19 protein-coding genes and 2 pseudogenes are annotated in these 23,399 nt (G+C 69.7%); 13 read left to right on the top strand and 8 right to left on the bottom strand.

Annotated elements, in window-relative coordinates; translation table 11 throughout:
* Positions 1-814: 814 nt before the first annotated feature.
* From QQM67_RS30785 to QQM67_RS25275, 5 genes and pseudogenes are all read right to left on the bottom strand, one after another.
* A pseudogene (locus QQM67_RS30785) lies at positions 815-1,432 on the bottom strand (TerD family protein); the annotation flags it as partial.
* A gap of 134 nt (positions 1,433-1,566) precedes the next feature.
* Positions 1,567-2,709, bottom strand: coding sequence for an NAD(P)/FAD-dependent oxidoreductase (locus QQM67_RS25260; RefSeq protein WP_314176728.1), 1,143 nt, complete (start codon positions 2,707-2,709; stop codon positions 1,567-1,569).
* Positions 2,703-2,978, bottom strand: a complete 276-nt coding sequence (locus QQM67_RS25265) for a helix-turn-helix domain-containing protein (RefSeq protein ID WP_314176730.1) — start codon at positions 2,976-2,978, stop codon at positions 2,703-2,705. Before QQM67_RS25265 ends, QQM67_RS25260 begins: the two co-directional genes overlap by 7 nt.
* Positions 2,978-3,469, bottom strand: a complete 492-nt coding sequence (locus tag QQM67_RS25270) for a DUF2975 domain-containing protein (RefSeq protein ID WP_314176732.1) — start codon at positions 3,467-3,469, stop codon at positions 2,978-2,980. The genes QQM67_RS25265 and QQM67_RS25270 overlap by 1 nt, the downstream gene beginning before the upstream one ends.
* 129 nt (positions 3,470-3,598) lie before the next feature.
* Positions 3,599-5,014, bottom strand: coding sequence for an MFS transporter (locus tag QQM67_RS25275; protein ID WP_314176841.1), 1,416 nt, complete (start codon positions 5,012-5,014; stop codon positions 3,599-3,601).
* 233 nt (positions 5,015-5,247) lie between these two features.
* Here QQM67_RS25275 and QQM67_RS25280 point away from each other — a divergent pair, with 233 nt between their 5' ends.
* The 5 genes from QQM67_RS25280 to QQM67_RS25300 all read left to right on the top strand — a co-directional run bounded on the left by QQM67_RS25280 (position 5,248) and on the right by QQM67_RS25300 (position 10,086).
* The gene (locus QQM67_RS25280) at positions 5,248-6,462 is read left to right on the top strand and encodes a cytochrome P450 (protein ID WP_314176734.1); all 1,215 of its coding nucleotides are present in this window, start codon (positions 5,248-5,250) and stop codon (positions 6,460-6,462) included.
* A 2-nt stretch (positions 6,463-6,464) separates the two neighbouring features.
* On the top strand, positions 6,465-7,112 hold the full coding sequence (locus QQM67_RS25285; protein ID WP_314176736.1) for a TetR/AcrR family transcriptional regulator: 648 nt from the start codon (positions 6,465-6,467) through the stop codon (positions 7,110-7,112).
* A 135-nt stretch (positions 7,113-7,247) separates the two neighbouring features.
* Complete coding sequence (locus QQM67_RS25290; RefSeq protein WP_314176737.1) at positions 7,248-8,513, top strand: NAD(P)/FAD-dependent oxidoreductase; 1,266 nt, start codon at positions 7,248-7,250, stop codon at positions 8,511-8,513.
* A 99-nt stretch (positions 8,514-8,612) separates the two neighbouring features.
* Complete coding sequence (locus QQM67_RS25295; protein ID WP_314176738.1) at positions 8,613-9,836, top strand: cytochrome P450; 1,224 nt, start codon at positions 8,613-8,615, stop codon at positions 9,834-9,836.
* A 55-nt stretch (positions 9,837-9,891) separates the two neighbouring features.
* Complete coding sequence (locus QQM67_RS25300) at positions 9,892-10,086, top strand: ferredoxin (RefSeq protein ID WP_314176740.1); 195 nt, start codon at positions 9,892-9,894, stop codon at positions 10,084-10,086.
* A gap of 87 nt (positions 10,087-10,173) precedes the next feature.
* Here the strand turns inward: QQM67_RS25300 and QQM67_RS25305 are convergent, their stop codons facing one another.
* Positions 10,174-11,196 (bottom strand): chitinase, encoded by a 1,023-nt coding sequence (locus QQM67_RS25305; protein ID WP_314176742.1) that lies wholly within the window; start codon positions 11,194-11,196, stop codon positions 10,174-10,176.
* A gap of 166 nt (positions 11,197-11,362) precedes the next feature.
* On the opposite strand from QQM67_RS25305, the pseudogene QQM67_RS25310 reads away from it, so the two are divergent.
* A pseudogene (locus QQM67_RS25310) lies at positions 11,363-11,509 on the top strand (helix-turn-helix domain-containing protein); the annotation flags it as partial.
* Positions 11,510-11,641: 132 nt separating this feature from the next.
* Positions 11,642-13,105, top strand: a complete 1,464-nt coding sequence (locus tag QQM67_RS25315; protein WP_314176745.1) for an alpha/beta hydrolase family protein — start codon at positions 11,642-11,644, stop codon at positions 13,103-13,105.
* 75 nt (positions 13,106-13,180) lie between these two features.
* Here the strand turns inward: QQM67_RS25315 and QQM67_RS25320 are convergent, their stop codons facing one another.
* Complete coding sequence (locus QQM67_RS25320; protein ID WP_314176747.1) at positions 13,181-13,870, bottom strand: GntR family transcriptional regulator; 690 nt, start codon at positions 13,868-13,870, stop codon at positions 13,181-13,183.
* A 269-nt stretch (positions 13,871-14,139) separates the two neighbouring features.
* Between QQM67_RS25320 and QQM67_RS25325 the strand changes: the two genes are divergently transcribed.
* The 4 genes from QQM67_RS25325 to QQM67_RS25340 all read left to right on the top strand — a co-directional run bounded on the left by QQM67_RS25325 (position 14,140) and on the right by QQM67_RS25340 (position 16,837).
* Positions 14,140-15,657, top strand: coding sequence for an NCS1 family nucleobase:cation symporter-1 (locus QQM67_RS25325; protein ID WP_314176749.1), 1,518 nt, complete (start codon positions 14,140-14,142; stop codon positions 15,655-15,657).
* Positions 15,658-15,739: 82 nt separating this feature from the next.
* Positions 15,740-16,465, top strand: coding sequence for an aspartate/glutamate racemase family protein (locus QQM67_RS25330; protein ID WP_314176751.1), 726 nt, complete (start codon positions 15,740-15,742; stop codon positions 16,463-16,465).
* Positions 16,462-16,647, top strand: a complete 186-nt coding sequence (locus QQM67_RS25335) for a hypothetical protein (RefSeq protein ID WP_314176753.1) — start codon at positions 16,462-16,464, stop codon at positions 16,645-16,647. The genes QQM67_RS25330 and QQM67_RS25335 overlap by 4 nt, the downstream gene beginning before the upstream one ends.
* Positions 16,625-16,837, top strand: a complete 213-nt coding sequence (locus QQM67_RS25340; RefSeq protein WP_314176755.1) for a hypothetical protein — start codon at positions 16,625-16,627, stop codon at positions 16,835-16,837. The genes QQM67_RS25335 and QQM67_RS25340 overlap by 23 nt, the downstream gene beginning before the upstream one ends.
* 59 nt (positions 16,838-16,896) lie before the next feature.
* Here QQM67_RS25340 and QQM67_RS25345 read toward each other — a convergent pair whose 3' ends face one another.
* On the bottom strand, positions 16,897-18,426 hold the full coding sequence (locus QQM67_RS25345; RefSeq protein WP_314176757.1) for a helix-turn-helix domain-containing protein: 1,530 nt from the start codon (positions 18,424-18,426) through the stop codon (positions 16,897-16,899).
* Positions 18,427-18,751: 325 nt separating this feature from the next.
* Here QQM67_RS25345 and QQM67_RS25350 point away from each other — a divergent pair, with 325 nt between their 5' ends.
* Both QQM67_RS25350 and ngcE read left to right on the top strand, forming a co-directional pair.
* Positions 18,752-21,583 (top strand): aconitate hydratase, encoded by a 2,832-nt coding sequence (locus QQM67_RS25350; protein WP_314176844.1) that lies wholly within the window; start codon positions 18,752-18,754, stop codon positions 21,581-21,583.
* A gap of 381 nt (positions 21,584-21,964) precedes the next feature.
* Entirely contained in the window at positions 21,965-23,389 is a 1,425-nt protein-coding gene (gene ngcE, locus QQM67_RS25355) for an N-acetylglucosamine/diacetylchitobiose ABC transporter substrate-binding protein (protein WP_314176759.1), read from the top strand.
* The last annotated feature ends 10 nt before the right edge of the window (positions 23,390-23,399 follow it).

Genomic DNA, 23,399 nt, shown 5'->3' on the forward strand with positions numbered 1-23,399 from the left:
GGCCGAGCAGGGCGAGTTGCTGCGAGATCGGGCCGATCAGCCGCGACGCCCTGGCCGCGATCACCTCGTCGGTGGGGGAGCCGACGGTGAACGAGCTGATGCCCGCGGAGCCTCCTGACGCGGAGTCGAGCCGCATGAACTCGTCCATGAGATCGGTCATGAACCGTTCTCCGGCGGGCTCGCGGCGGACGTATGCCTCCTCGGCGGTGAACAACCCCTCCGCCTGCCGCGGAGGGACCGAGCTCGATACCTCCTTGACCCGGCCGATGTCGCTGACCATGAACACCGACCGGCCGACCGGCATGTCCAGGAAAGCCATGGGGTCGCTTTCGTCGACCTCCACCGGCGCGTACACGCTCCAGCCCGCTTCGAAGCGGTCCGCCGCCAGCCCCTGCGTGGGGTAGTCCAGACGGCGTGCCCGGATCCACTCCACGACCAGCGAGATCGCACGGGCCGCGGGCATCTCCCCGTTCGCGGGGGTGGGCGCGTGGTCCAGAGGGCGGCCTGTCTGGCTGCCGGGTCCGGTGCCCGCCCGCGACCAACCTCCGTAGTGCTGCGTGAGGTCGAACCAGAGGCAGACCTCCTGCGCGGTCTCGACATCGACGTCGGCCGCGATCACCGACCACGAGCCGCCGGCGTCCCGCGCGTAGAGCGTGACCACGTCGCCGTCGTCCCGGCCGGCCGTGACGTAGTCCGCCTCGTGGAGAGCGCCCAGTCCGGCGGCCTCGGCGAGGGTGGGCGCCGCGGAGCAGACGCGCTCCCCGAAGACTTCGCCGCCCACGCCGATGGCGGTCAGCACGTAACCGCCTTCACGAGCGGACGCGGGCGGTGCGGGCGGCGCGCTCTGCGACGGGGGCGGGGGCGAGGGCGCAGGCGGGGACGCCGGCGCAGGCGCAGGCGTACCCGGGTCGTCGACGGTGATCCCGAAGTCGGTTGCCAGACCTGCCAGACCGGAGTCGTAACCCTGGCCCACCGCCCGGAACTTCCACGCCTCGTTCCGCCGGTACAGCTCCCCGAGCAGCATCGCCGTCTCCGTCGTCGCACCCGTGACGTCGAACCTCGCGGCCTCGGCGCCGCTCTCCGCGTCCAGTACACGTACGAAGAGGCCGGGCACCTGGCTGAACGTGACGCCGTCCGCGGAGGCCGCGAGCACCACGGTCCCGATCTCCCGCTCCACCGCGGACAGGTCCACCCGGATCGTCTCCAGCGGGCCCGTGCCGTCCTGGCGTCTGCCCTCGTGACGGACCGAACCACCGGGATGCGCGGGCTGGTTGTAGAAGACGAAGTCATCGTCCGAGCGCACCCTGCCGCCGGTCGTCAGCAGCAAGGCCGACCCGTCCACGTCCGGCGCCCCCGGCCCTCCTCGCCAGCCGATCTCCACCCGGACACTGACCGCCGGCACCGGTACGTTGGCGCCCTTCTGCAACGACATGCGGCTTCTCCCCCTCCCCGGCCTTCCCCCGGCCCCGGCTCCGGCCGATCGGACACTACCGCGCCGGCCCCGCGAAAGGTCCGGCCGCCGCCTTCCCGGCCGTCAGCGCCTGCCCAACGGACAGGCGCGCCGGTTCACTTGGGCGTGGAGTCCGGGAAGGATCTGTCGCCGAAGAGGACTCGGCTCGCCGCGGCCTTTCCGAACGGTGTGCGTAGCAGGGTGAACGCCGCTGCCGCTGCGGCGGGGGTCCGTACCTGGGCCAGTCCCCGGCGCAGCATGAGTCGTCCGCGGAACTGGGTGCGCAGTGCCGCCCCGTCGTAGCCGGTCATCGCGTCCGGTCTTCCGGTGCGCAGCGCGTCGTCGAGCACCCTGGCCGCGAGCTCCGACTGCCGCAGGCACGGATCCAGGCCGCCGGCGGTGAGGGGGGAGACCGCGCCCGCAGCGTCCCCTACGAGAAGCCCCTCGGCGCAGCTGATCCGGCGCAGCAGGCCGCCGACGGGGATGGGCCCCGCGCGCCGTTCCACCTTTTCGGGACGTTCGATGCCCGTCAGTCCGGGCGCCGAGGCGCTGAACCGCTCCGCGGCCCGGCGGAGACCGTCCGGATAGCGGTCGGCATAGCCTGCGACGCCGACATGGGCGTGCTGCCCGTCGTTGACCACCCAGGCCAGATATCCGGGGGCCAGCGAGGGGTCCAGTACGCAGTGGAACGTCGGTGGCTCGTCGCTTCCGGGCAGTTCGAAGACCTCTTCGGCGCCGACGATCAGGTGGCGGTTCCGGTCGAGGGCGAGGTCACGGGCGACTCTTGAGCGAGCTCCGTCCGCGCCGACGACGAAGCGGGCCCGGACCGCGACCGGCCCCTCACGACCGGCCAGTTGGAAGGTGCCGCCCTGCCGGCCGGTGTAGCGCGTGCTCAGTGAAATGCGTACGCCCGCGTCGGCCGCGGCGTCGGCCGACGCTTCGTAGAGCGGCGCCATGTCGCCGACCCGGTACTCGTCGCGCGAGCTGGTGAGGCTGACCGGGCGCCGCAGGTCAGGGGGGTAGAGGACCACGCGCCGGATCGGTGGTCCGAGGCAGCCGGGAGGCAGCGGGAAGTCGTCGAGTGTCTTCCGTACGAAGATTCCCGTGGTGCGTATCGCGGCGGCGAGACTGGTTCGGCGTTCGGCCAGGAGCACGTCGTGGCCTTGCCGGGCGAGGAGCGTGGCGGTGTTCAGTCCCGCCAGTCCGGCTCCCACCACCAGTACGTCGGCACTGTCCGCGGCCGCGGCTGCGGTCACCACGTCGTGGATCCAGCCGAGAAGGAGTCCCCGGATTCGTGCGCGGCCCCGTGACCGTCGCCGGGGTTCTCGGGCTCCCAGCGCAGCAGGTCTCCGGGCTGACACTCGAGCGCCTCGCAGAGCGCGGCGAGAGTGGTGAAGCGCACCGCCTTGGCGCGGCCGTTCTTGAGCACCGCCAGGTTGGCGGGCGTGATCCCCACGCGGTCCGCCAGTTCGCCCACGGACATCTTCCGTTTGGCCATCATCACGTCGATGTCGACGGTGATCGGCATCAGATCACCTCTGCCAACTCGGCCCCCAGCCGCGACGCCTCGACGTCGCGAGCGAGGGCCTGTGCGAGCAGCATCCGCAGTACGAGCACGATGAGCGCGATCCCGAAGACCGCCAGGGAGACCCCGCCGAGCAGGGCCACGACACCCGGCGGCACGGCCTCGCCCGGCGCCAGGACCACCCCGAGCCCGAACACCAGGAGCGCGGCCGCGACGAATGCGCCGATCACGAGGTGGACGTAGCGGAATGCCGCGTGGGAGAAGACGGTGCCGCGTCGCACCATCGTCACCAGCCGCCAGACACCGAACAGGACGATCTGAACGGTGACGACGAGCAGGACCGTGATCACGAGGGCCGGAGTGCGGTGCTCCGAGAGAACGCTCTCCTCCACGGCGCCCGCCAGCATCGCCACCATCACCCCCTGGACGAACACCGAGCCGGCGAACAACACCACCATCACGGCGCGCAGCGCAAGCACTGTCAGCTTCCCCATCGCCAAACCCCCAAGCTCGAATAGCAATAGAAATCTATTGAATATCGATAGGGATGGCAAGCGCGGGCTCACCGATGGGACGGGATCGGACGGGATCGGGCTGCCTCGTACCCGCAGGAGTGCGGGTGTTCAGTCGCCGGTACGCACCCTCGCCGGTTTCCGTTCCGCGCCGTGCCCGGCCGGCGCCGCCGCCGGTGAGTGGCGCGGAAGGAAGGACGCGAGCGCGAGGGCGATCAGGGCCGCGGCCGCGCCGATGGCCATGACGGTGCGGAATGCGTTCTGGGAGGGCACGGCGAGGTGGCCGAACGACAGGGTCATCTGGGCAAGTACGACGCCCGCGACAGCGCTGGAGACGGACGTACCGACGGCGCGCATCAGCGTGTTGAGGCTGTTGGCCGCCGCCGTCCCGGAGACCGGGACGGCGGCCATGATGAGGGCCGGCATGGCGCCGTAAGCCAGTCCGATGCCGCCCCCGATCACCGCGGAGACCAGCACCAGCTGCCACAGGGCGGACATCATCCCGATGCTCATCCCGTATCCGGCGGCGACCACGAGGGCCCCGGTCATCAGCGTCACCTTGGGGCCCTTCGTACGGGAGACGGCCGCCGAGACGGGCGCCATCGCCATCATCACCAGGCCGGACGGGCCCATGACCAGGCCGACGGTGACCATGGAGGCGCCGAGTCCGTAGCCGGTCGCCTCCGGGAGTTGCAGCACCTGCGGCAGGACGAGCGACATCGCGAACATCGCGAAGCCGAAGACGGCGGACGCGGCGTTGGTGAGCAGCACCTGGCGGCGCGTGGTGGCGTGCAGGTCCACGAGCGGCCGTGCCGCGCGACGCTCCCAGCGGGTCCACAGCGGCAGTACGACGACGGCAACGGCGATCAGTCCTGCCGTACTGCCGCTGGTCCAGCCCCAGTCGGCGCCCTTGGAGATCGCGAGCAGCAGGCAGACCAGCACGGTGGACAGGCCGGCGGCGCCTATGACGTCGAAGCGTCCGCCGGTTCGTACCGGGGATTCCCGTACGAGGGTCACGACCAGCACGCCGGCCAGGGCGCCCATGCCCGCCGCGGCCCAGAACAGCATGTGCCAGTCGATCCGTTCGGCCAGGAAGGCGACCGCGGGCAGTCCGAGGGCGCCGCCGACGCCGAGGGAGGCGCTCATCAGCGCGGTCGCCGATCCGAGCCGGTGGGCCGGGAGTTCGTCGCGCATGATGCTGATGCCGAGCGGGATGACGCCCGCGGCCAGGCCCTGCAACGTCCGTCCGGCGACCATCGGCAGCAGGCTGTCGCTGAACGCGCAGACCACCGATCCGGCCACCAGCAGGGCGAGGCTGAGCAGCAGCATGCGGCGCTTGCCGTACATGTCGCCCAGCCGCCCCATGACGGGGGTGGCGACGGCGCCCGCGAGCAGCGTGACGGTGATCGCCCAAGCAGCGTCCGCCGCCGAGGCGTTGAGCAGGCGCGGGAGCTGCGGCACCAGCGGGATGACGAGGGTCTGCATGAGTGCGACGGCGATGCCCGCGAAGGCGAGCACCGCCACCATGCCGTTCGCCCTTGCCTGTTGGGCGCCATCGGGGCTCTCGTCGAGCGGCGTCTCGTCGAGCGGCGCGGCAGGAGTGGACGCCACGAAGGTCCTCCGTATCTCTCGTCCGCGCGCTTGAACGCGCGGAGCAGGCAGCTGGCCGGGGGCGCGGGGAGAATTTAAGTCACGCGCTTGACTTAGCTTAGCGGACGGCGTTCACTGACCACTCGGTCCCGGGTCGAAGGGAGAGCGCGGTGAGCAAGGACGGCCGTGGCAGTGCGCTGACGTATCCCCTGCCGTTGGAGGACGCGTTGGAGCCGCCCGCGGAGTGGGCGGTGCTGCGCAGGGAGTCGCCGGTCGCGCCGGTCGTGCTGCCCAGCGGGGACAGCGCGTCGCTCGTGACGCGGTACGACGACGTGAAGCAGGTCCTCTCCGAGCCGAGATGTACGCGGCAGCTCGACGCCGACGACGCCGCGAGGGTGTCGGCCAACGAGTCCGGCGGAGTCTTCAACGACTCGATGGCCGAGTCGCTCGCCGGCGCCGGACAGCGGCGCTGGCGGCGGATGCTGACCAAGTGGTTCACCGCGAAGCGGATGACCATGCTGCGTCCGGGCATCGAGGCGATGACCGGACGGCTGGTGGACGAGATGGTCGAGCGCGGTCATCCGGCGGACCTCAAGGCGTGCGTCGGCTTCCCGCTGCCGGTGTGGGTGATCTGCGATCTGCTCGGTGTGCCGGACTCCGACAGGGACCGCTTCGCCCGCTGGTCCGACATGCTGCTCAACCTCACCCGGTACGGCCAGGAGGAGATCGACGCGGCGCAGGCGGAGTTCCACGCGTACATGGCCGGTCATCTGGAGGCCAAGCGCCGCGATCCTGGCGACGACCTGCTCAGCGCGCTCATCACCACGACCGACTCCGACGGCGGACGGCTGACCGACGGCGAACTCGCGGCCACCGGCCAGGCGTTGCTCATCGCCGGGCACGAGACCACCGCGAACATGATCGGCAAGATGGTGGCGATGCTGCTCTCCGACCGGACGCGGTGGGAGAGCCTGGTGGCCGACCGCTCGCTCGTCCGTACGGCCGTCGAGGAGGCGCTGCGGTTCGACGCCAACCCCGGCTTCGGCATGCCGCGTTACGTGAAGGAGGACGTCGAGGTCGCCGGAGCCGGCGTTCCCCGCGGCAGCACCCTGGTGTGCAGCATGGCCGCCGCCAACAGGGACGAGGAGGCCTTCGAGGACGCGGACCGCATGCGCCTCGACCGCAGCCCCAACCCCCATCTCGCCTTCGGCGCGGGGCCGCATTCCTGCCTCGGCCAGTCGCTCGCCCGCACCGAGTTGCAGGCCGTGCTCGACGTGCTGCTGCGGCGTCTGCCCACCCTCGAACTCGCCGTGCCGCCCGAGGAGTTGCGCCCGATCGAGGGGCTCGTCGTCGGCGGTCTGCGCGAAGTCCCAGTGAGGTGGTGACGGTGACCCCGAGAGCAGCCCGCTCCGAGAAGGTGTCGGCGACCCGGGAGACGATCCTCACCGTCGCCGAGCGGATGTTCGCCGAGCACGGCGTGTTCACCGTCTCCAACCGGCAGATCAGCGAGGCCGCCGGGCAGGGCAACAACGCCGCCGTCGGGTACCACTTCGGCACCAAGACCGACCTGCTGAGGGCGATCGTCCGCAAGCACGGCGAGCGCATCAACGAGCTCCGCGAACAGATGCTGGCCGACGCCGGCGACTCCGCCGGAGTACGGGACTGGGTCGCCTGCCTCGTGCGTCCCAGCACCCGGCATCTGACGGAGCTGGGGAGCCCCACCTGGTACGCGCGATTCGGCGCCCAGCTCATGACCGATCCGGTGCTCCGCGAGCTCATGATCGACGAGACGTTCGGGCCCTCGATCCAGCAGACCATGGACGGGCTCAACAGATGTCTGCCCGAACTGCCCCTGCCGGTACGGATCGAGCGCGGCGACATGGCCCGCCATCTGCTGGTGCACACCCTGGCCGAACGCGAACGGGCACTCGCCGACGGCACCCACACCGCACGGTCGAGCTGGGACGCGTACGCCAGTGGCCTCATCGACGCGATCACCGGGCTGTGGCTGGCGCCGGTGACCGACGGGCCGTGACTGACGCGCCGTCACAGCCGGGCCGTGACTGACGGGCTGTGACTGCCCGGTCGTGACCGCCGCCCCTTTCTGCCGACCTCCGCGGTCCCGCTCCGTACGGGACCGTGCCCCCGCGAGACGAAGGAGAAAGACCTCGTGACCGTGCCGGTCTCCGTCCTGGTGGTGGGCGCCTCCGCCGCCGGGCTCGCCACCGCTGAAGCCCTGCGCCGGCGCGGCTACCAGGGCACGCTGACCGTGCTCGGGGACGAGCCTCACGCACCGTACGACCGTCCCCCGCTCTCCAAGCAGATACTGGCCGGGCACTGGGAGCACGGGCGGGCCGCGCTCCGGGACGAGGCTCAACTGGCTGGACTGGGCGCGGAGTTCGTACTCGGCGATCGCGCCGTCGGACTCGACGCCGGGGCCCGGACCGTCCGCACGGCCGCCGGACGGACACTGCGCGCCGACGCCGTCGTGGTGGCGACCGGCGTACGGACGAGACGGCTCCCCGGGCAGCCGGACCTCGCCGGAGCGCACGTCCTGCGCACCCTCGACGACGCGCTGGCCCTGCGCTCGGATCTGCTGCCGCCGGACCCCGCGGACCGGCCGGGCGCACCGGGCGCGCCCGCGGTGCCGGGAGCTCCGGGGACGCCCTCGGAGAAGTCCGGAAGGCGGCTCGTCGTCGTCGGGGACGGCGTGCTCGGCTGCGAAGTCGCCGCCACCGCCCGGGACATGGGCGCGGACGTCACCCTGGCGGGCCCCCAGCCCGCGCCGATGGCGGCACAGCTCGGCCACGGCGCGGCGGCTCTCCTGGCCCGGCTGCACACCGCCCATGGCGTACGGCTGCGGCCCGGAGCCGCCGTACGGAGCCTGACCGGCGAACGGGGGCGCGTCACGGGAGTCCGCCTGGAGACCGGTGAGACGCTGCCCGCCGACGTGGTCGTCGTCGCGCTCGGCGCCGTCCCCGCCACGGACTGGCTCGACGGCAGCGGGCTGCGGCAGGACGACGGAGTGGTGTGCGACTCTCGCTGCCGTGCGGCCGAAAGTGTCTACGCCGCCGGGGACGTCGCCCGCTGGCACCACGACGTGCTGGGCACGCACGTGCGCCTGGAGAACCGTACGAACGCCACCGAACAGGCTCTCGCCGTGGCCTCCGTGATGCTGGGCGGGACCCGGCCCTACCGTCCGGTGCCCTACTTCTGGACCGACCAGTTCGGCACCAAGGTGCAGATGTACGGACGACCTGCCGCGGACGCCGAACTCACCGTCGTGGAAGGCGACATGGCCGGCGGACGCTTCGTCGCCGTCCACCGCCGCGGCGGCGCGGTCACGGGCGTCCTCGGCTGGAACATGCCGAAGCAGACACTCCCGTACAGACGTGAACTCGCGACCGCGTACGCCGCACTCGCGCCGGCCGCCTGACCCCTCCACCGCGCATTCCGACCGCGGCTGCGCCCTGCCCGTACGCCTGGCGGCGGCATCGTGAACGGCGAGGCAGGCCACCCGAGTTGAGAGGACGACATGACCGGAACCAAGTCCCCGGCCGAACGGCAGCAGGCCGATATCCCCGAATTCCCGATGCCGCGCGCGGCGGCATGCCCCTTCGACCCGCCCCCGCAACTGCGCGAGCAGCAGGAGAAGGGACCGCTCACGAAGGTCCGCCTGTGGGACGGCAGTACGCCGTGGCTGGTGACCCGGTACGCGGACCAGCGGGCGCTGCTGTCCGACCCCCGTGTCAGCGCGGACATCACGCGCCCCGGGTATCCCAGCCAGGCCGCGAGCCGTACCAACACCATCGGCTTCATCTTGATGGACGACCCCGAACATGCGCGGCAGCGGCGGATGGTCACCGCGCCCTTCACCATCAAGCGCGTGGAGAGCCTGCGGCCGAGGGTCCAGCAGATCGTGGACTCCCTCATCGACGACATGCTCGCCGGACCCGTACCGGTGGACCTGGTGGAGGCCTTCGCCCTGCCCGTCCCCTCGCTCGTCATCTGCGAACTGCTCGGAGTGCCGTACGCGGACCACGACTTCTTCCAGGAGAACAGCAAGACGATCATCAACCGCGACTCCACCGTGGAGGAGCGGGGCGTCGCTCTGGGCCGTCTGTCCGAGTATCTGGACGCCCTGGTGGGGGAGAAGTCCGACAGCCCCGACGAGGACCTGCTCTCCCAACTCGCGGCACGGGTGAAGGACGGTGAGCTGACCCGCCTCGAAGCGGCACGCATGGGCGTCCTGCTGCTGATCGCGGGCCACGAGACCACCGCCAACATGATCGCGCTCGGGACGCTCGCCCTGCTGGAGCACCCGCGCCAACTCGACGCGCTCCGCGAGACGACGGACCCGAAGCTGATCGCCGGAGCCGTGGAGGAGCTGCTGCGCTATCTCCACATCACCCACAGCGGCCGGCGCAGGGTGGCGCTGGAGCCCATCACGATCGCCGGGCAGACGATCCAGGCCGGAGACGGACTGGTCATCCCCAACGACATCGGCAACCGCGACCCGGACGCCTTCGCCGACCCCGACCGCCTGGACGTGCACCGCGACGCCCGGCACCACGTCGCCTTCGGCTTCGGCGTCCACCAGTGCCTGGGCCAGCCCCTGGCACGCATGGAACTCCAGGTCGTCTACGGCACCCTGTACCGCCGCATCCCGAACCTGCGTCTCGCCGCCGCGATGCGGGACATCCCCTTCAAACACGACGGCTCGGTCTACGGCGTGTACGAACTGCCGGTGGCCTGGTGAGCCCGGCTCAGCCGTCCCGGCTTCCTCAACCGGCCCCTCCCGTAAGGAGCGCAGCGTGAAAGTCATCCTCGACCAGGACAAGTGTGTTTCCTCGGGGCAGTGCGTGATGGCCGCCCCCGAGGTGTTCGACCAGCGGGACGAGGACGGCATCGCGGTCCTGCTCGACGACTCCCCGCCCGCGGAGAGCGCGGAGGACGTCCGGCACGCCGCGGCGGTGTGCCCGGCCGTGGCCATCCGCGTCGAGCCGTAGGCCGGGACCGCCGAACCCGGTGGTGAGGCGGAGCCGGGCGGTGCCCGCGTTCGCGGCGCCCGTCCGCCTCACCACGTGGGACATGTCCTAACCCTGGTAGCCGGCAAGGATCTTGGAGAACTCCCATTCCTTCTGGTCGATTCCGCTGCACGAGTCGTTGCCGTCCCCGCTGGAGCACGGGCGGTCGCGGTTGGCCGACCAGAAACTGACGCGCGCCAGGTGCTTCTCCGTGGCGAAGTCGACCATCTTCTGGAAGTCCGCGGGCGATATGGACTCGTTCGGCTGGTCGGTCTTGCCGTTCATCGACGAGAAGCCGACCTTGCTGTACGCCTTCTCCTGGTCGATCTTGTATTCGTCGGCCACGATCTTCGCGAGTCCGTCCACCGCGGTCTGCGTGGCCTTGGCCATGTCCTGGTCGCCGTGTCCGAAGTCGAAGGGCATGACGGTCCAGCCGTCCACGTCGAGACCGGCGGCGGCGCCCTTCTTGATCAGGTCCTTGCCGTTGTCGGTCGGGGCCTGTTCGAGGGTCGGGAAGGTCAGATAGACCTTGGTGTCCTTGTTCTTGTCCTTGACGATCTTCAGAGCGTCGATGACCTTCTGCCTCACGTTCGGCATCTCGAACTCGTTCGCCTCGATATCGATGTCGATCGACTTGAGCTGGTAGGCGTCGATGATCTTCTGGTACGCGGCGGCCAACTCCTCGGCGCTGCCGCACGCTTCACCCAGCTTGGAGCCGTTGTAGCCGCCGATGGACGGGGTGACGTCTCCGCCCGCCTCCTGGACCGCCTTGATCGTCTTCTCGTCCTCGCCGCCGGTGAGCGGGCGCTGCCCGTCCCACGCCGGCTCACAGCCTCCCTTGGCCAGGATGAAGGCGAGCGTGAGCTGCTTGTTGCCGGTGTCCTTCATGAACTGGACGGCCTCCGGCACCTTTCCGGCGCCGGTGTAGAGGTACGGGCCGTTCAGCCCGCTGGGCGCTGCGGCCTTTGTGTGCTGGTCGAGGTCGACGTTGCTGGCCTGCGCGGAGAAGCCGATTCCGGCCGCTCCGGCGACTGCGAGCACGGACGCGATCCCGAGCGCGATCTTGCGACGCTGTGTCAGGTGTGGGCGCACGACAAGCTCCCATCGTGGGGGGTGGGGGTGGTGAAGATTGCAGCCTTGTTCAGGCGCGTCAGCACGCTAGCGCCGTCCATTGGTCTAGACAATGGTTAACGGGGAAAAGCTTTCGGCCAGTTGGGGTGGCGTGAACGCGACCTCCGTTGGTGACGAGCCACTTCCCTCGCTGCCCGTGGCGGGCGTGGCCGCCCGGTGCGGGTTCGGCTCGGCCGAGACGCTGCGGCAGGCGTTCACCGCCCGGTACGGGGTCTCTCCGTCGCACTACCGGGTGACGCAGAGCGGCAACCCCGCCGCGCGCGGCGGCCGTTGAAGCTCCAGCTCGGAGCGCGTCAGGGAACACTATGCACGCAATTACCCGAAGGATGGCTCGCGTGCCGGGGCGGTTGTAACGTCCCCGCTCGCCGCGCAACCTCGCGCAGAGCACTCACTTGGGAGCCGCTCTATGAACACACCTGACGCGCCCACTCGTACGTCCTGGCGGGCTTCGTACGGCAAGCGCCGCCCGGCGGTACTGGCGACCGGACTGGCGGCTGTGCTCCTCGCCACGCTCGGCACCGTGCCCGCCGCCCACGCGCAGACCGCGCACCCGGAGGCTGCCGACTGTCCGCCCAACCTCGCCGGCAAGGCGAGGTGTTACACCGGCCAGGACGCCAACGGGGCGTACTACACGATGGCCGTGCCGGCGCGCTGGAACGGATCCCTCGTCGTGCACGCCCACGGCGGTCCCGACCTCGGCGACTCCTCGGACCCGTCCCGCAGCACCGAGGACCTGGACCGCTGGTCGGTGATGGTCGACGAGGGATACGCCTGGGCCGGCTCCTCCTACCGCCGCGGCGGCTACGGCTCACGGATGGCGGCCGCCGACACCGAGAACGTACGCCGTCTGTTCGCCGACTCGTTCGGCCGGCCGGAGCGGACCTATCTCCACGGCCAGTCCTGGGGCGGCAACGTCGCCGCCAAGGTCGCGGAGACCTACGGCAGGAAGCCGGGCGCCTACGACGGAGTGCTGCTGACCAACGGCGTCCTCGGCGGCGGTTCGCGCGGCTACGACTACCGGGTGGACCTGCGGGCGGTCTACCAGTACTACTGCCACAACCATCCCCGTCCGACCGAGCCCCAGTACCCGCTGTGGCAGGGGCTGCGCCCCGACTCCACCATGACCAGCGCCGGGCTTCGCGCCCGCCTTCAGGAGTGCACGGGTTATGCGTCCGGCCCCGCGGACCGGACCGCGGCGCAGCAGCGCAACCTCGACGACATCCTCGCCGTCACGCGCATCCCGGAGCGTTCGCTCGAGTCGCATCTGCGGTTCGCGACCTTCACGTTCCGGGACATCGTCTCCAACCGGCTCGGCGGCCGTAATCCGTTCAGCAACCGGGGTGTGCGGTACTCGGGTTCGCACGACGACGAGGCGCTCAACGCGGGCGTCGAGCGGTTCGCGGCCGATCCCACCGCACGGCGTGACCTCTCCTACGACAGCGACCTCACCGGCAAGGTCTCCCTTCCGGTCCTCACCCTGCACGCCATCGACGATCCGACGGCCTTCGTGGAGCACGAAGCCGCCTACCGCGCCACTCTTCAGGGCGCCGGCACGTCCGGGAACCTCGTCCAGACGTTCACCAAGGAGACCGAGCACAGCGAGCTGAGCAACGCCGAGTACGCCAACTCCGTCGCCACGCTGGACACTTGGGTGCGCTCCGGCCGCAAGCCGACCCCGCACTCCGTCGCGGCCTCCTGCGGCGCCTTCGACGAGAAGTACGGCAGCGGTTGCTTCTACGACCCCGGGTTCCAGCCCTCGTCGTACGCCTCGCGGGTGCGGCCCCGGCCCGGCGGACTCGACTGGCCCGCCATGACCGCCGCGCAGGAGCAGGCGTGGAGCCGGATCGACGGCGTGGGTATCGCCCCTTGACGGTGGACGGCTCCACGCAGCCGCACCTGTCCGACCGTAAGCCGGCAGTTTCCAGCGGGCCGGGCAGGGGCGGCGTCAGTACAGGACGCGGTCGAGAACCATCTTGCGGCTCGACCGCACGTGCCGCCGCGCCACCTCCTGCGCCCGCTCGACATCGCCTGCCATGACCGCGGCGTGCAGTTCGTCGTGCTCGCCGCAGACCCGGGCGGGCTCCTGGTTGAGCCGGAACAGCAAGGCCAGACGCCCGTGCAGCGGCTCAAGGATGGACGCGAGGACCTCGTTGCCCGACATCACGATGAGCTGGTCGTGGAAGTCGGCATTGGCGTCGGACATCGCCTCGATGTCACCGGCCTCCCATGCGCGGCGCGCTCGGTCGGCCAGCTCCCCGAGCCGATCCTCCGGCTCCGTCCGTGCGCGCTCCGCCGCGAGCTTCGCGGCCAGCACGTCGAGCGCCTCGCGTACGTCGAAGAGCTCCTCGACCTGCCGGCGGCCGAGCCTGCGGACGAAGACGCCGCGCCGCTGCGGCAGCACGTCGACCAGGCCCTCGCTCTGCAGCATGCGGATGGCTTCGCGCACCGGCACCCGGGACACCCCGAACTCCGCGGCGACGTCCTGCTCGAAGATCCGGTCGCCGGGCCGGAGAACGCCCTGACTGATCCGTGCCTGAAGCGCGTCGCGGACCAGGTCCCGCAGCGGTCCGCGCCGGTCGGGTCCGCCCGGCGCGGACCCCACACCGGACTTCCCTATAGGGGGGTCGCCAGTCACGGACACAAGGCCTCCTCGGAGTCGCATCCCAGCCTAAGCTCTGGTTCGGAATGTCCTGCGGCGTGTACGGAGTCCCGATTGATCACGATCCACGTGGCCTGATCCGTCGAGCACGCCCCGTGGCTGACGTCAGACGTTACGAGAGTTTCCGCGCTCGTAACAGCCGTGCCCTTGACCGCGGGAACGGCCGCTTCTAGTTTACGTATACGTTCAAATATACTTCCGCATCGCGGAATTATTCCTTCGTCTCGCGGTAACTAGGAGCTCCCATGTCTCCTGAGAACGCTCACGTCACAACCGCGGTGACTTCTACGAAGCCGCCACCCGAGCCAGCCCGACCCCTCAGCTCGCGCCTCTACAACGACGACCTCGCCCCTCCCGTCGAGCGCCGCTGGAAGACGTACAGCATCTTCGCGTTGTGGATGAACGACGTGCACAACATCGGCAACTACACGTTCGCCGCCGGTCTGTTCGCGATCGGACTCGGTGCCGTCGCCTCGTTCTTCTCCCTGCTGATCGGCATCCTCGTCGTCTTCTGGGGCATGAACCTGATGGGCCGCATGGGGCAGCGGACCGGGGTGCCCTTCCCCGTGATGTCCCGCATCAGCTTCGGCATCCACGGTGCCCAGATCCCCGCGCTGATCCGTGCGGTGATCGCGATCGCCTGGTACGGCATCCAGACCTACCTCGCCTCGCTCGCCGTGGTGGTGCTGGCGCTGCGCATCGATCCGGGCCTGAAGCCGATGACCGAGGACTCGATACTCGGCCTGTCCAGCCTCGGCTGGATCTGCTTCGTCGGGCTCTGGGTCGCCCAACTCGTGATCCTCACCTTCGGAATGGAGATCATCCGCAAGTTCCAGGACTGGGCGGGCCCGGCCGTCTGGCTGGTCATGCTGGCGATGGCGGTGTGGATGTTCGTGCTCGTCGGCGACCGGATCTCGTGGACCCCGCCGGACGCGCTGACCGGGTCGGCGATGTGGTGGCAGATGCTCGGCGCCGCCGGGCTGACGATCTCCACCTACGGCACGCTGATGCTCAACTTCTGCGACTTCTCGCGCTTCGCGCCCGACACCCGCTCGGTCGTCCGCGGCAACTTCTGGGGCCTGCCGGTGAACTTCACCGCGTTCGCGATGGTCTCGATCGTCGTCACCGCCGGCTCCTACACCCTCTACGGCGACATCATCACCGACCCCGCCAAGATCATCGCGAAGGTGCCCAACACGTTCGTCCTGGTCGTCGGCGCGCTGATGTTCGCCTTCGCCACCATCGGCGTGAACATCGTCGCGAACTTCGTCTCGCCCGCGTACGACCTGGCGAACCTCGCGCCGAAGTACATCGACTTCCGGCGCGGCGGCATCATCAGCGCGGTGCTCGCCGTGGCCGTACTGCCGTGGAACCTCTACAACAACCCGACCGTGGTGAACATCTTCCTCGCCGGACTCGGGGCCGTGCTCGGCCCGCTGTTCGGCGTGATCATGGTGGACTACTGGCTGCTGCGGCGGGCGAAGGTCAACGTGCCGGAGCTCTACACCACGGACCCGGGCGGCGAGTACGCCTACAGCCGGGGGTTCAACCTCCGTGCGCTGACCGCCTTCCTGCCGTCCGCCGCGATCGCGACCGTGCTCGCGCTGACGCCCGGCTTCGAGATCCTCTCGGCGTTCTCCTGGTTCATCGGTGCCGTGCTGGCCGGGGCCGTCTACTTCGTGGTGGCCGACCGGAACCAGACCTTCACCGACGTCTCGGGCGAACACCTGGGGCAGACCACCGTCGCCGCAGGAATTCACTGACCGGGGCGTGGGCGGTGGCCGGTCCTCACCACCGCCCACGACCACCGGATCCACCGAGGAACCGAATCCACAAAGGAGTGGTATGCGCATCGTCGTCGCCAACGTCAACACCACCCGGAGCGTGACCGAGGCCATCCGTCAGCAGGCCGTGAAGGCCGCGGCGCCCGGGACTGAAATCGTGGCGGTGACACCGGAGTTCGGAGCCGAATCCGTGGAGAGCAACTTCGAGAGCTACCTCGCGGCGGTCGCCGTCATGGACCGTCTGCAGGCGATCGAGGAGCCCTTCGACGCCGCCGTGCTGGCCGGTTTCGGCGAGCACGGCAAGGAGGGTGTGGCCGAACTCCTCGACAAGCCCGTCGTGGACATCACCGAGGCCGCCGCGCACACGGCATGCCTGCTCGGCCGCCGCTTCTCCGTGGTGACGTCGCTGCGGCGCACCCGGGCCCAGATCCACGACCGGCTGCGACTGATCGGGCTGGATTCCCGGTGTGCCTCGATCCGCGCCACCGAGATGACGGTTCTCGATCTGGAGGACGACCTCGGACGTACCGGCGAGCGCGTCGTCGAGGAGGCCGCCCAGGCGGTCGAGGCCGACGGCGCCGAGGTCGTGTGTCTGGGGTGCGCGGGCATGGCGGGTGTCGCCGACCGCGTCCAGTCCGAGGTCGGAGTGCCGGTGGTCGACGGTGTCACGGCGGGCGTCGTCCTCGCCGAGTCGCTCGTGCGTCTCGGGCTCAGCACCTCCAAGCTCGGCAGCTGGGCGACCCCGCCGCCGAAGAGGATCACCGGCTGGCCGATCTCCCGGCGGTGACCGTGCCGGAACGCGCCCCGGCGCCAGGGGAGTTCCACGTCGTCTTCCGGGCGCGGCGGATCGCCGGCGTGAACGGGGAGACCTCCGGCAGCGTCGGCGTCCGTGACGGCGAGATCGCCGCCCGCGACCGCGTGCACGTCGACGTCGGGTTCTGGGGCGGTGCCGTCGACGACAACGCCTGACGACGCGTTCGTGGTCGACGTCGCCGACCTGCACCAGCGCGATCCTGTGTCGCCGTACCAGGGCCGCGCACTCGCGGGCGTCGTGCGCGGCACCTGGCTGCGGGGCGTCCAGATCGCCGGTGCCGGAGCGGAATCGCCCGAGCCCCGCGGGCGGTTGCTGAACAGAGGAGTGAACGGAGGAGACGCCTGAACCGCGAGACGCCGTGCTGCCCGGCACGGCGTCCTCCTACGGTCAGGCGTCCCCGTCGGTCAGATGTCCCTGAACGTCTCGATCTGCGCGCCGACTTCGTTGAGCCGCTCCGCGAGATCCTCGTAACCCCGGTTGATCACATAGACGTTGCGCAGCACGGACGTGCCCTCCGCCGCCAGCATCCCCAGCAGTACGACGACGGCCGGCCGCAGCGCGGGCGGGCACATCATCTCGGCGGCGCGCCAGCGCGTCGGGCCCTCCACCAACACCCGGTGCGGGTCGAGAAGTTGGAGCCTCCCGCCCAGACGGTTCAGGTCCGTGAGATAGATGGCGCGGTTGTCGTAGACCCAGTCGTGGATCAGCGTGTGCCCCTCGGCGACGGCGGCGATGGCCGCGAAGAAGGGGACGTTGTCGATGTTGATGCCGGGGAAGGGCATCGGATGGATCTTGTCCGCGGGCGCCTCCAGCTTCGAGGGCCGCACCGTCAGGTCGACGAGGCGCGTGCGCCCGTTGTCCGCCGCGTACTCGGGGCCGCGGTCGGTGTCGAGGCCCATCTCGTCCAGCACGGCGAGCTCGATCTCCAGGAACTCCACCGGCACCCTGCACACGGTCAGTTCGGAACCCGTGACGACCGCGGCCGCCAGCAGGCTCATCGCCTCTACCGGGTCCTCGGAGGGGGAGTAGTCGACGTCGACGTCGATCTCGGCGACGCCGTGCACCGTCAGCGTCGTGGTCCCGATGCCCTCGACCTTGACGCCGAGCTGCTCCAGGAAGAAGCACAGGTCCTGGACCATGTAGTTGGGGGAGGCGTTGCGGATCACCGTGACGCCGTCGTGCCGCGCGGCGGCCAGCAGCGCGTTCTCCGTGACGGTGTCGCCGCGCTCGGTCAGCACGATGGGGCCGCCGGGCGTGACGGAGCGCTCGACCACGGCGTGGTAGAGACCCTCGGTCGCCGTGATCTCCAGACCGAAGCGCCGCAGGGCGATCATGTGCGGTTGCACGGTGCGCGTGCCGAGGTCGCAGCCGCCCGCGTACGGGATGCGGAACTGATCCATCCTGTGCAGCAGCGGGCCGAGGAACATGATGATGCTGCGGGTGCGCCGCGCGGCGTCGGCGTCGATGGCCTCCAGGTCGAGCTCCGCGGGGGGCACGATCTCCAGGTCGGCGCCGTCGTTGATCCAGCGGGCGCGGACGCCGATCGACGAGAGGACCTCCAGGATGCGGAAGACCTCTTCGATCCGGGCGACCCGACGCAGCACCGTACGGCCGGAGTTGAGGAGTGAGGCGCAGAGCAGCGCGACGCACGCGTTCTTGCTCGTCTTGACGTCGATGCTGCCGGACAGGCGGCGCCCGCCGACGACGCGCAGATGCATCGGGCCCGAGTAGCCGAGCGAGACGATCTCGCTGTCCAGGGCCTCGGAGATGCGCGCGATCATCTCAAGACTGATGTTCTGGTTTCCCCGCTCGATCCGATTCACCGCACTCTGGCTCGTGCCCAGGGCCTCTGCGAGCTTCACTTGTGTCCAGCCCCGGTGCTGGCGGGCGTCACGGATTAGTTGCCCGATGCGGGCCAGGTAGTCATCAGTCATGCATTGAGAATATCTCACATGTGAGATCGCTTCGCACCGAGGGTGTGTCCGTACGGTGCATGTGCCGTGCCCCGCGGTGTCCGCGGGCGGTGAATCCCCGGTCGCGGCCGGGCGTGGCGGCCCCGTGGGTTGCTGCACCCCGCATGACCGCGGGGCGGTCGTGTACTAGAGTTATCTCGACATCGAGATAACTTGCCCGCGCGCACAGTACGAGTACGAACGCGCGCACCACATGCCACCGCAGCTGAGCAGGGCTTGCCGGCCACGCGAGCCCCGCCCACTGGGGGTCTCCGGCCGCAGGGCCAGGGACGGATGCCAAGACGCACTGAAGGAGACTGTCGTGTCGGCGAACAGCTTCGACGCCCGCAGCACGCTGCCGGTGGGCGACGAGTCGTACGAGATCTTCAAGCTGGACAAGGTGGAGGGCTCAGCCCGCCTGCCGTACAGCCTGAAGGTGCTGCTGGAGAACCTCCTCCGTACCGAGGACGGCGCTAACATCACCGCCGACCACATCCGCGCCGTGGGCAGTTGGGACCCGAAGGCCCAGCCCAGCCAGGAGATCCAGTTCACGCCCGCCCGCGTGATCATGCAGGACTTCACCGGCGTGCCGTGCGTGGTGGACCTGGCCACGATGCGCGAGGCCGTCAAGGAGCTGGGCGGCGACGCGGACCGCATCAACCCGCTCGCCCCCGCCGAGCTGGTCATCGACCACTCCGTGATCGCCGACAAGTTCGGCACGGCCAACTCCTTCGCGCAGAACGTGGAGTTGGAGTACGGGCGCAACCGCGAGCGCTACCAGTTCCTGCGCTGGGGCCAGACCGCCTTCGACGAGTTCAAGGTCGTGCCGCCCGGCACGGGCATCGTCCACCAGGTCAACATCGAGCACCTCGCCCGTACGGTCATGGTCCGCGGCGGCCAGGCCTACCCGGACACCCTCGTGGGCACCGACTCGCACACCACCATGGTCAACGGGCTGGGCGTGCTCGGCTGGGGTGTCGGCGGCATCGAGGCGGAGGCCGCCATGCTCGGCCAGCCGGTCTCCATGCTGATCCCGCGCGTAGTGGGCTTCAAGCTCACCGGTTCGCTGCCGACGGGCACCACCGCAACCGACCTCGTCCTCACGATCACCGAGATGCTGCGCAAGCACGGCGTCGTCGGGAAGTTCGTGGAGTTCTACGGCGAGGGCGTCGGCGCGGTGCCGCTCGCGAACCGCGCCACGATCGGCAACATGTCGCCGGAGTTCGGCTCGACCGCGGCGATCTTCCCGATCGACGCGGAGACCATCAACTACCTGAAGCTCACCGGCCGTTCGCAGCAGCAGCTCCAGCTCGTCGAGGCGTACGCCAAGGAGCAGGGCATGTGGCACGACCCGGCCCACGAGCCCGAGTACAGCGAGTACCTGGAGCTGGACCTGGCCACGGTCGTGCCGTCGATCGCCGGGCCGAAGCGCCCGCAGGACCGCATCGCGCTGGCCGACGCCAAGCGGCAGTTCCTCGCCGACCTGCCGAACTACGTCTCCGCCGAGGACGACGGCACACCGGAGCAGAAGCCGCTGACCTCGGCCTCGCCCGTCGACGAGGCGAGCTCCGAGTCCTTCCCGGCGAGCGACGCACCGGCCTACGGCCACCAGGAGAACGGCAGCGGGCAGCCGCAGCACGCCACCATCGGCGCGGCGGCGGACAGCGGGCCCACCAAGCGCGTGCAGGTCACGAGCCCCGATGGGGGCTCGTACGAGATCGACCACGGCGCCGTCGCGGTCGCCGCGATCACCTCGTGCACCAACACCTCCAACCCCTATGTGATGGTGGGCGCCGCCCTGGTCGCCAAGAAGGCGGTGGAGAAGGGCCTCACGCGCAAGCCGTGGGTCAAGACCACCCTGGCCCCGGGGTCGCAGGTCGTCATGGACTACTACGACCGCGCCGGCCTGACCCCCTACCTGGACAAGCTCGGCTTCAACCTCGTCGGCTACGGCTGCACGACCTGCATCGGCAACTCCGGCCCGCTGCCGGAGGAGATCTCGCAGGCCGTCAACGACAACGACCTCGCCGTCGTCTCCGTCCTCTCCGGCAACCGGAACTTCGAGGGCCGGATCAACCCTGACGTGAAGATGAACTACCTCGCGTCCCCGCCGCTGGTCGTCGCCTACGCCATCGCCGGATCGATGAAGGTGGACATCACCACCGAGCCGCTCGGCACCGATCAGGACGGCAACCCGGTGCGCCTGGCCGACCTGTGGCCCTCCGAGCAGGAGGTCGAGGAGGTCGTCGCCTCCTGCATCGGCCAGGAGATGTTCACCAAGGACTACGCGGACGTCTTCTCGGGCGACGCCCAGTGGCAGGCGCTGCCGGTGCCGACCGGCAACACCTTCGAGTGGGACCCGGAGTCCACGTACGTGCGCAAGCCCCCGTACTTCGACGGCATGGGCACCGAGCCCGCGCCCGTCGAGGACATCTCGGGCGCGCGCGTCCTGGCCAAGCTGGGCGACTCCGTGACCACCGACCACATCTCGCCGGCGGGCGCGATCAAGGCCGACACCCCCGCGGGCCAGTACCTCACGGAACACGGCGTAGCCCGCCGCGACTTCAACAGCTACGGTTCGCGGCGCGGCAACCACGAGGTCATGATCCGCGGGACGTTCGCCAACATCCGGCTGCGCAACCAGATCGCAGAAGGTACCGAGGGTGGCTACACCCGCGACTTCACGCAGCCCGACGCCCCGGTCTCCTTCATCTACGACGCCTCGCGGAACTACCAGGCCCAGGGCATCCCGCTGGTCGTCCTGGCGGGCAAGGAGTACGGATCGGGCTCGTCCCGCGACTGGGCGGCGAAGGGCACCGCGCTGCTGGGCGTCAAGGCCGTCATCGCCGAGTCGTACGAGCGCATCCACCGCTCGAACCTGATCGGCATGGGCGTGCTGCCGCTCCAGTTCCCCGAGGGACAGAGCGCCGAGTCGCTGGGCCTGAGCGGGGAGGAGACCTTCACCTTCACCGGCATCACCGCGCTCAACGACGGCGGGACGCCCGAGACGGTCCGGGTCAGCACGGAGACGGGCGTCTCCTTCGACGCCACGGTCCGCATCGACACCCCTGGTGAGGCCGACTACTACCGCAACGGCGGGATCATGCAGTACGTCCTGCGCTCGCTGCTGCGCAAGTAGCGGCGGCCCGGCCCGGTCACCTCCGGGCGACGGGCTTCGGCGACGGGCACCGCGTACGGCGGCGGGTGCCGGGAAACAGCTCCCGGCACCCGCCGCTTCGTGTTCCCATGGCCTTCGGCCTTCCCCGGTCCTCCTGAAATCCGCCAGGTCTCAACTCGGGAAAGACTCACCTTTCGGGTTGCTTGGATCTTGCAGTGTTGACGGCAAGTGGACTATACCTGTCGGCACCTCACGAGGGCCCGTGCGCGCGGCGCTCCTGGCGGTAGCGAGAAACGTACAACTCAGCTTCAACTGACCCGCGGTGTCGGGCCCTTCGCCGGTGGGCGAGTCGTCGGGAGACCGGAACACCGCCTGAGTCCTGGAGAAGGCGAGGACTTGAGCATGGGATCCAACCACGTCAACCGCCGTAATGTGATCAAGCAGGCAGCCGCAGCCGGCCTGATAGCCGTCCCCGCCGTGGGCGCACTCACCTCCTGCGCCAGCGGAAGCGGCGAGGACAACAAGGTCGAGAAGGGCAAGAAGACCAAGGACAACCCCCTCGGCGTGAACAAGAGCGCCGCTCTCGAGGTCTACATCTTCGACGGCGGCTTCGGTACGAAGTACGCCAAGGACGCGCAGGCCGTCTACGAGAAGAACTTCCCCAAGGCCAAGACCAAGCTGAAGTCGACCCAGAAGATCCAGTCCGTACTCCAGCCCCGCTTCAACGGCGGCACCCCGCCGGACCTGATCGACAACTCGGGCGCCGAGCAGATGGACATGGGCGTCCTGGTGGGCAAGAAGCAGCTCACCGACCTCACGCCGCTGCTGGACGCGCCCTCCATCGACGACCCGAACAAGAAGGTGCGCGACACCCTGCGTCCCGGCGTCGTGGAGATGGGCCAGTTCGACGGCAACCCGGTGTGGATCATGTACTACGCCTACACCGTGTACGGCGTCTGGTACTCCCAGAAGGCGCTCGACAAGCTCGACGCCGAATACCCGGAGAACTGGGACGACATGCTCGCCGTCTGCGCCAAGGCGAAGAAGAAGGGCATGGCCGGCTGGACGTACGCGGGCAAGTTCCCGTACTACCTGCCCTTCAGCCTCTACCCCTTCATGGCCAAGATCGGCGGCCCCGAGGTCCTCGACAAGATCGACAACCTGGAGCCCGGCGCCTGGAAGCAGCCCGCTGTGAAGGCCGCCCTGGAGGCGTACTACGAGCTCTACAAGAAGGGCTACATCCTCGACGGCACCCCGGGCTTGGACCACATCGAGTCGCAGACCGCCTGGAACGAGGGCAAGGCGCTGTTCATCCCGAACGGCTCCTGGGTGGAGAACGAGGCGAAGAAGACCACCCCGAAGGACTTCGAGATGCGGGTCGCCGCGCCCTCCGGCCTGGACAGCGGCGACAAGCTGCCGTTCGGCACGCTGTGGGCCTCCGGCGGCGAGCCGTTCATCGTGCCGGCCAAGGCCAAGAACCCCACCGGCGGCATGGAGCAGATGCGGATCATGCTCGGTGAGGAGTCCTCGAAGAACTTCACCAAGCAGGTGTCCTCGCTGACGTCCTTCAACGGCGGCACCGACGGCCTCTCGCTGCCCCCCGGCCTGAACTCGGCCCTGGAGGCCCTCGACAAGGCGGGCAAGAACATCGTCAACCCCCGCATCCAGGACTGGTACGTGGCCCTCCAGAAGGAGAAGATCGGCGTCGCCTGCCTGGGAGAGATGATGGCCGGCCGCATGACCCCGGCCGAGGCGATGAAGAAGGCCCAGAAGTTCACCGACGAGGCGCGTGAAGACGACTCCATCACGCACTACAAGCACAACTGAACAAACGTCA

The organism is Streptomyces winkii, from assembly GCF_032248595.1.
Taxonomy (GTDB): domain Bacteria; phylum Actinomycetota; class Actinomycetes; order Streptomycetales; family Streptomycetaceae; genus Streptomyces; species Streptomyces winkii.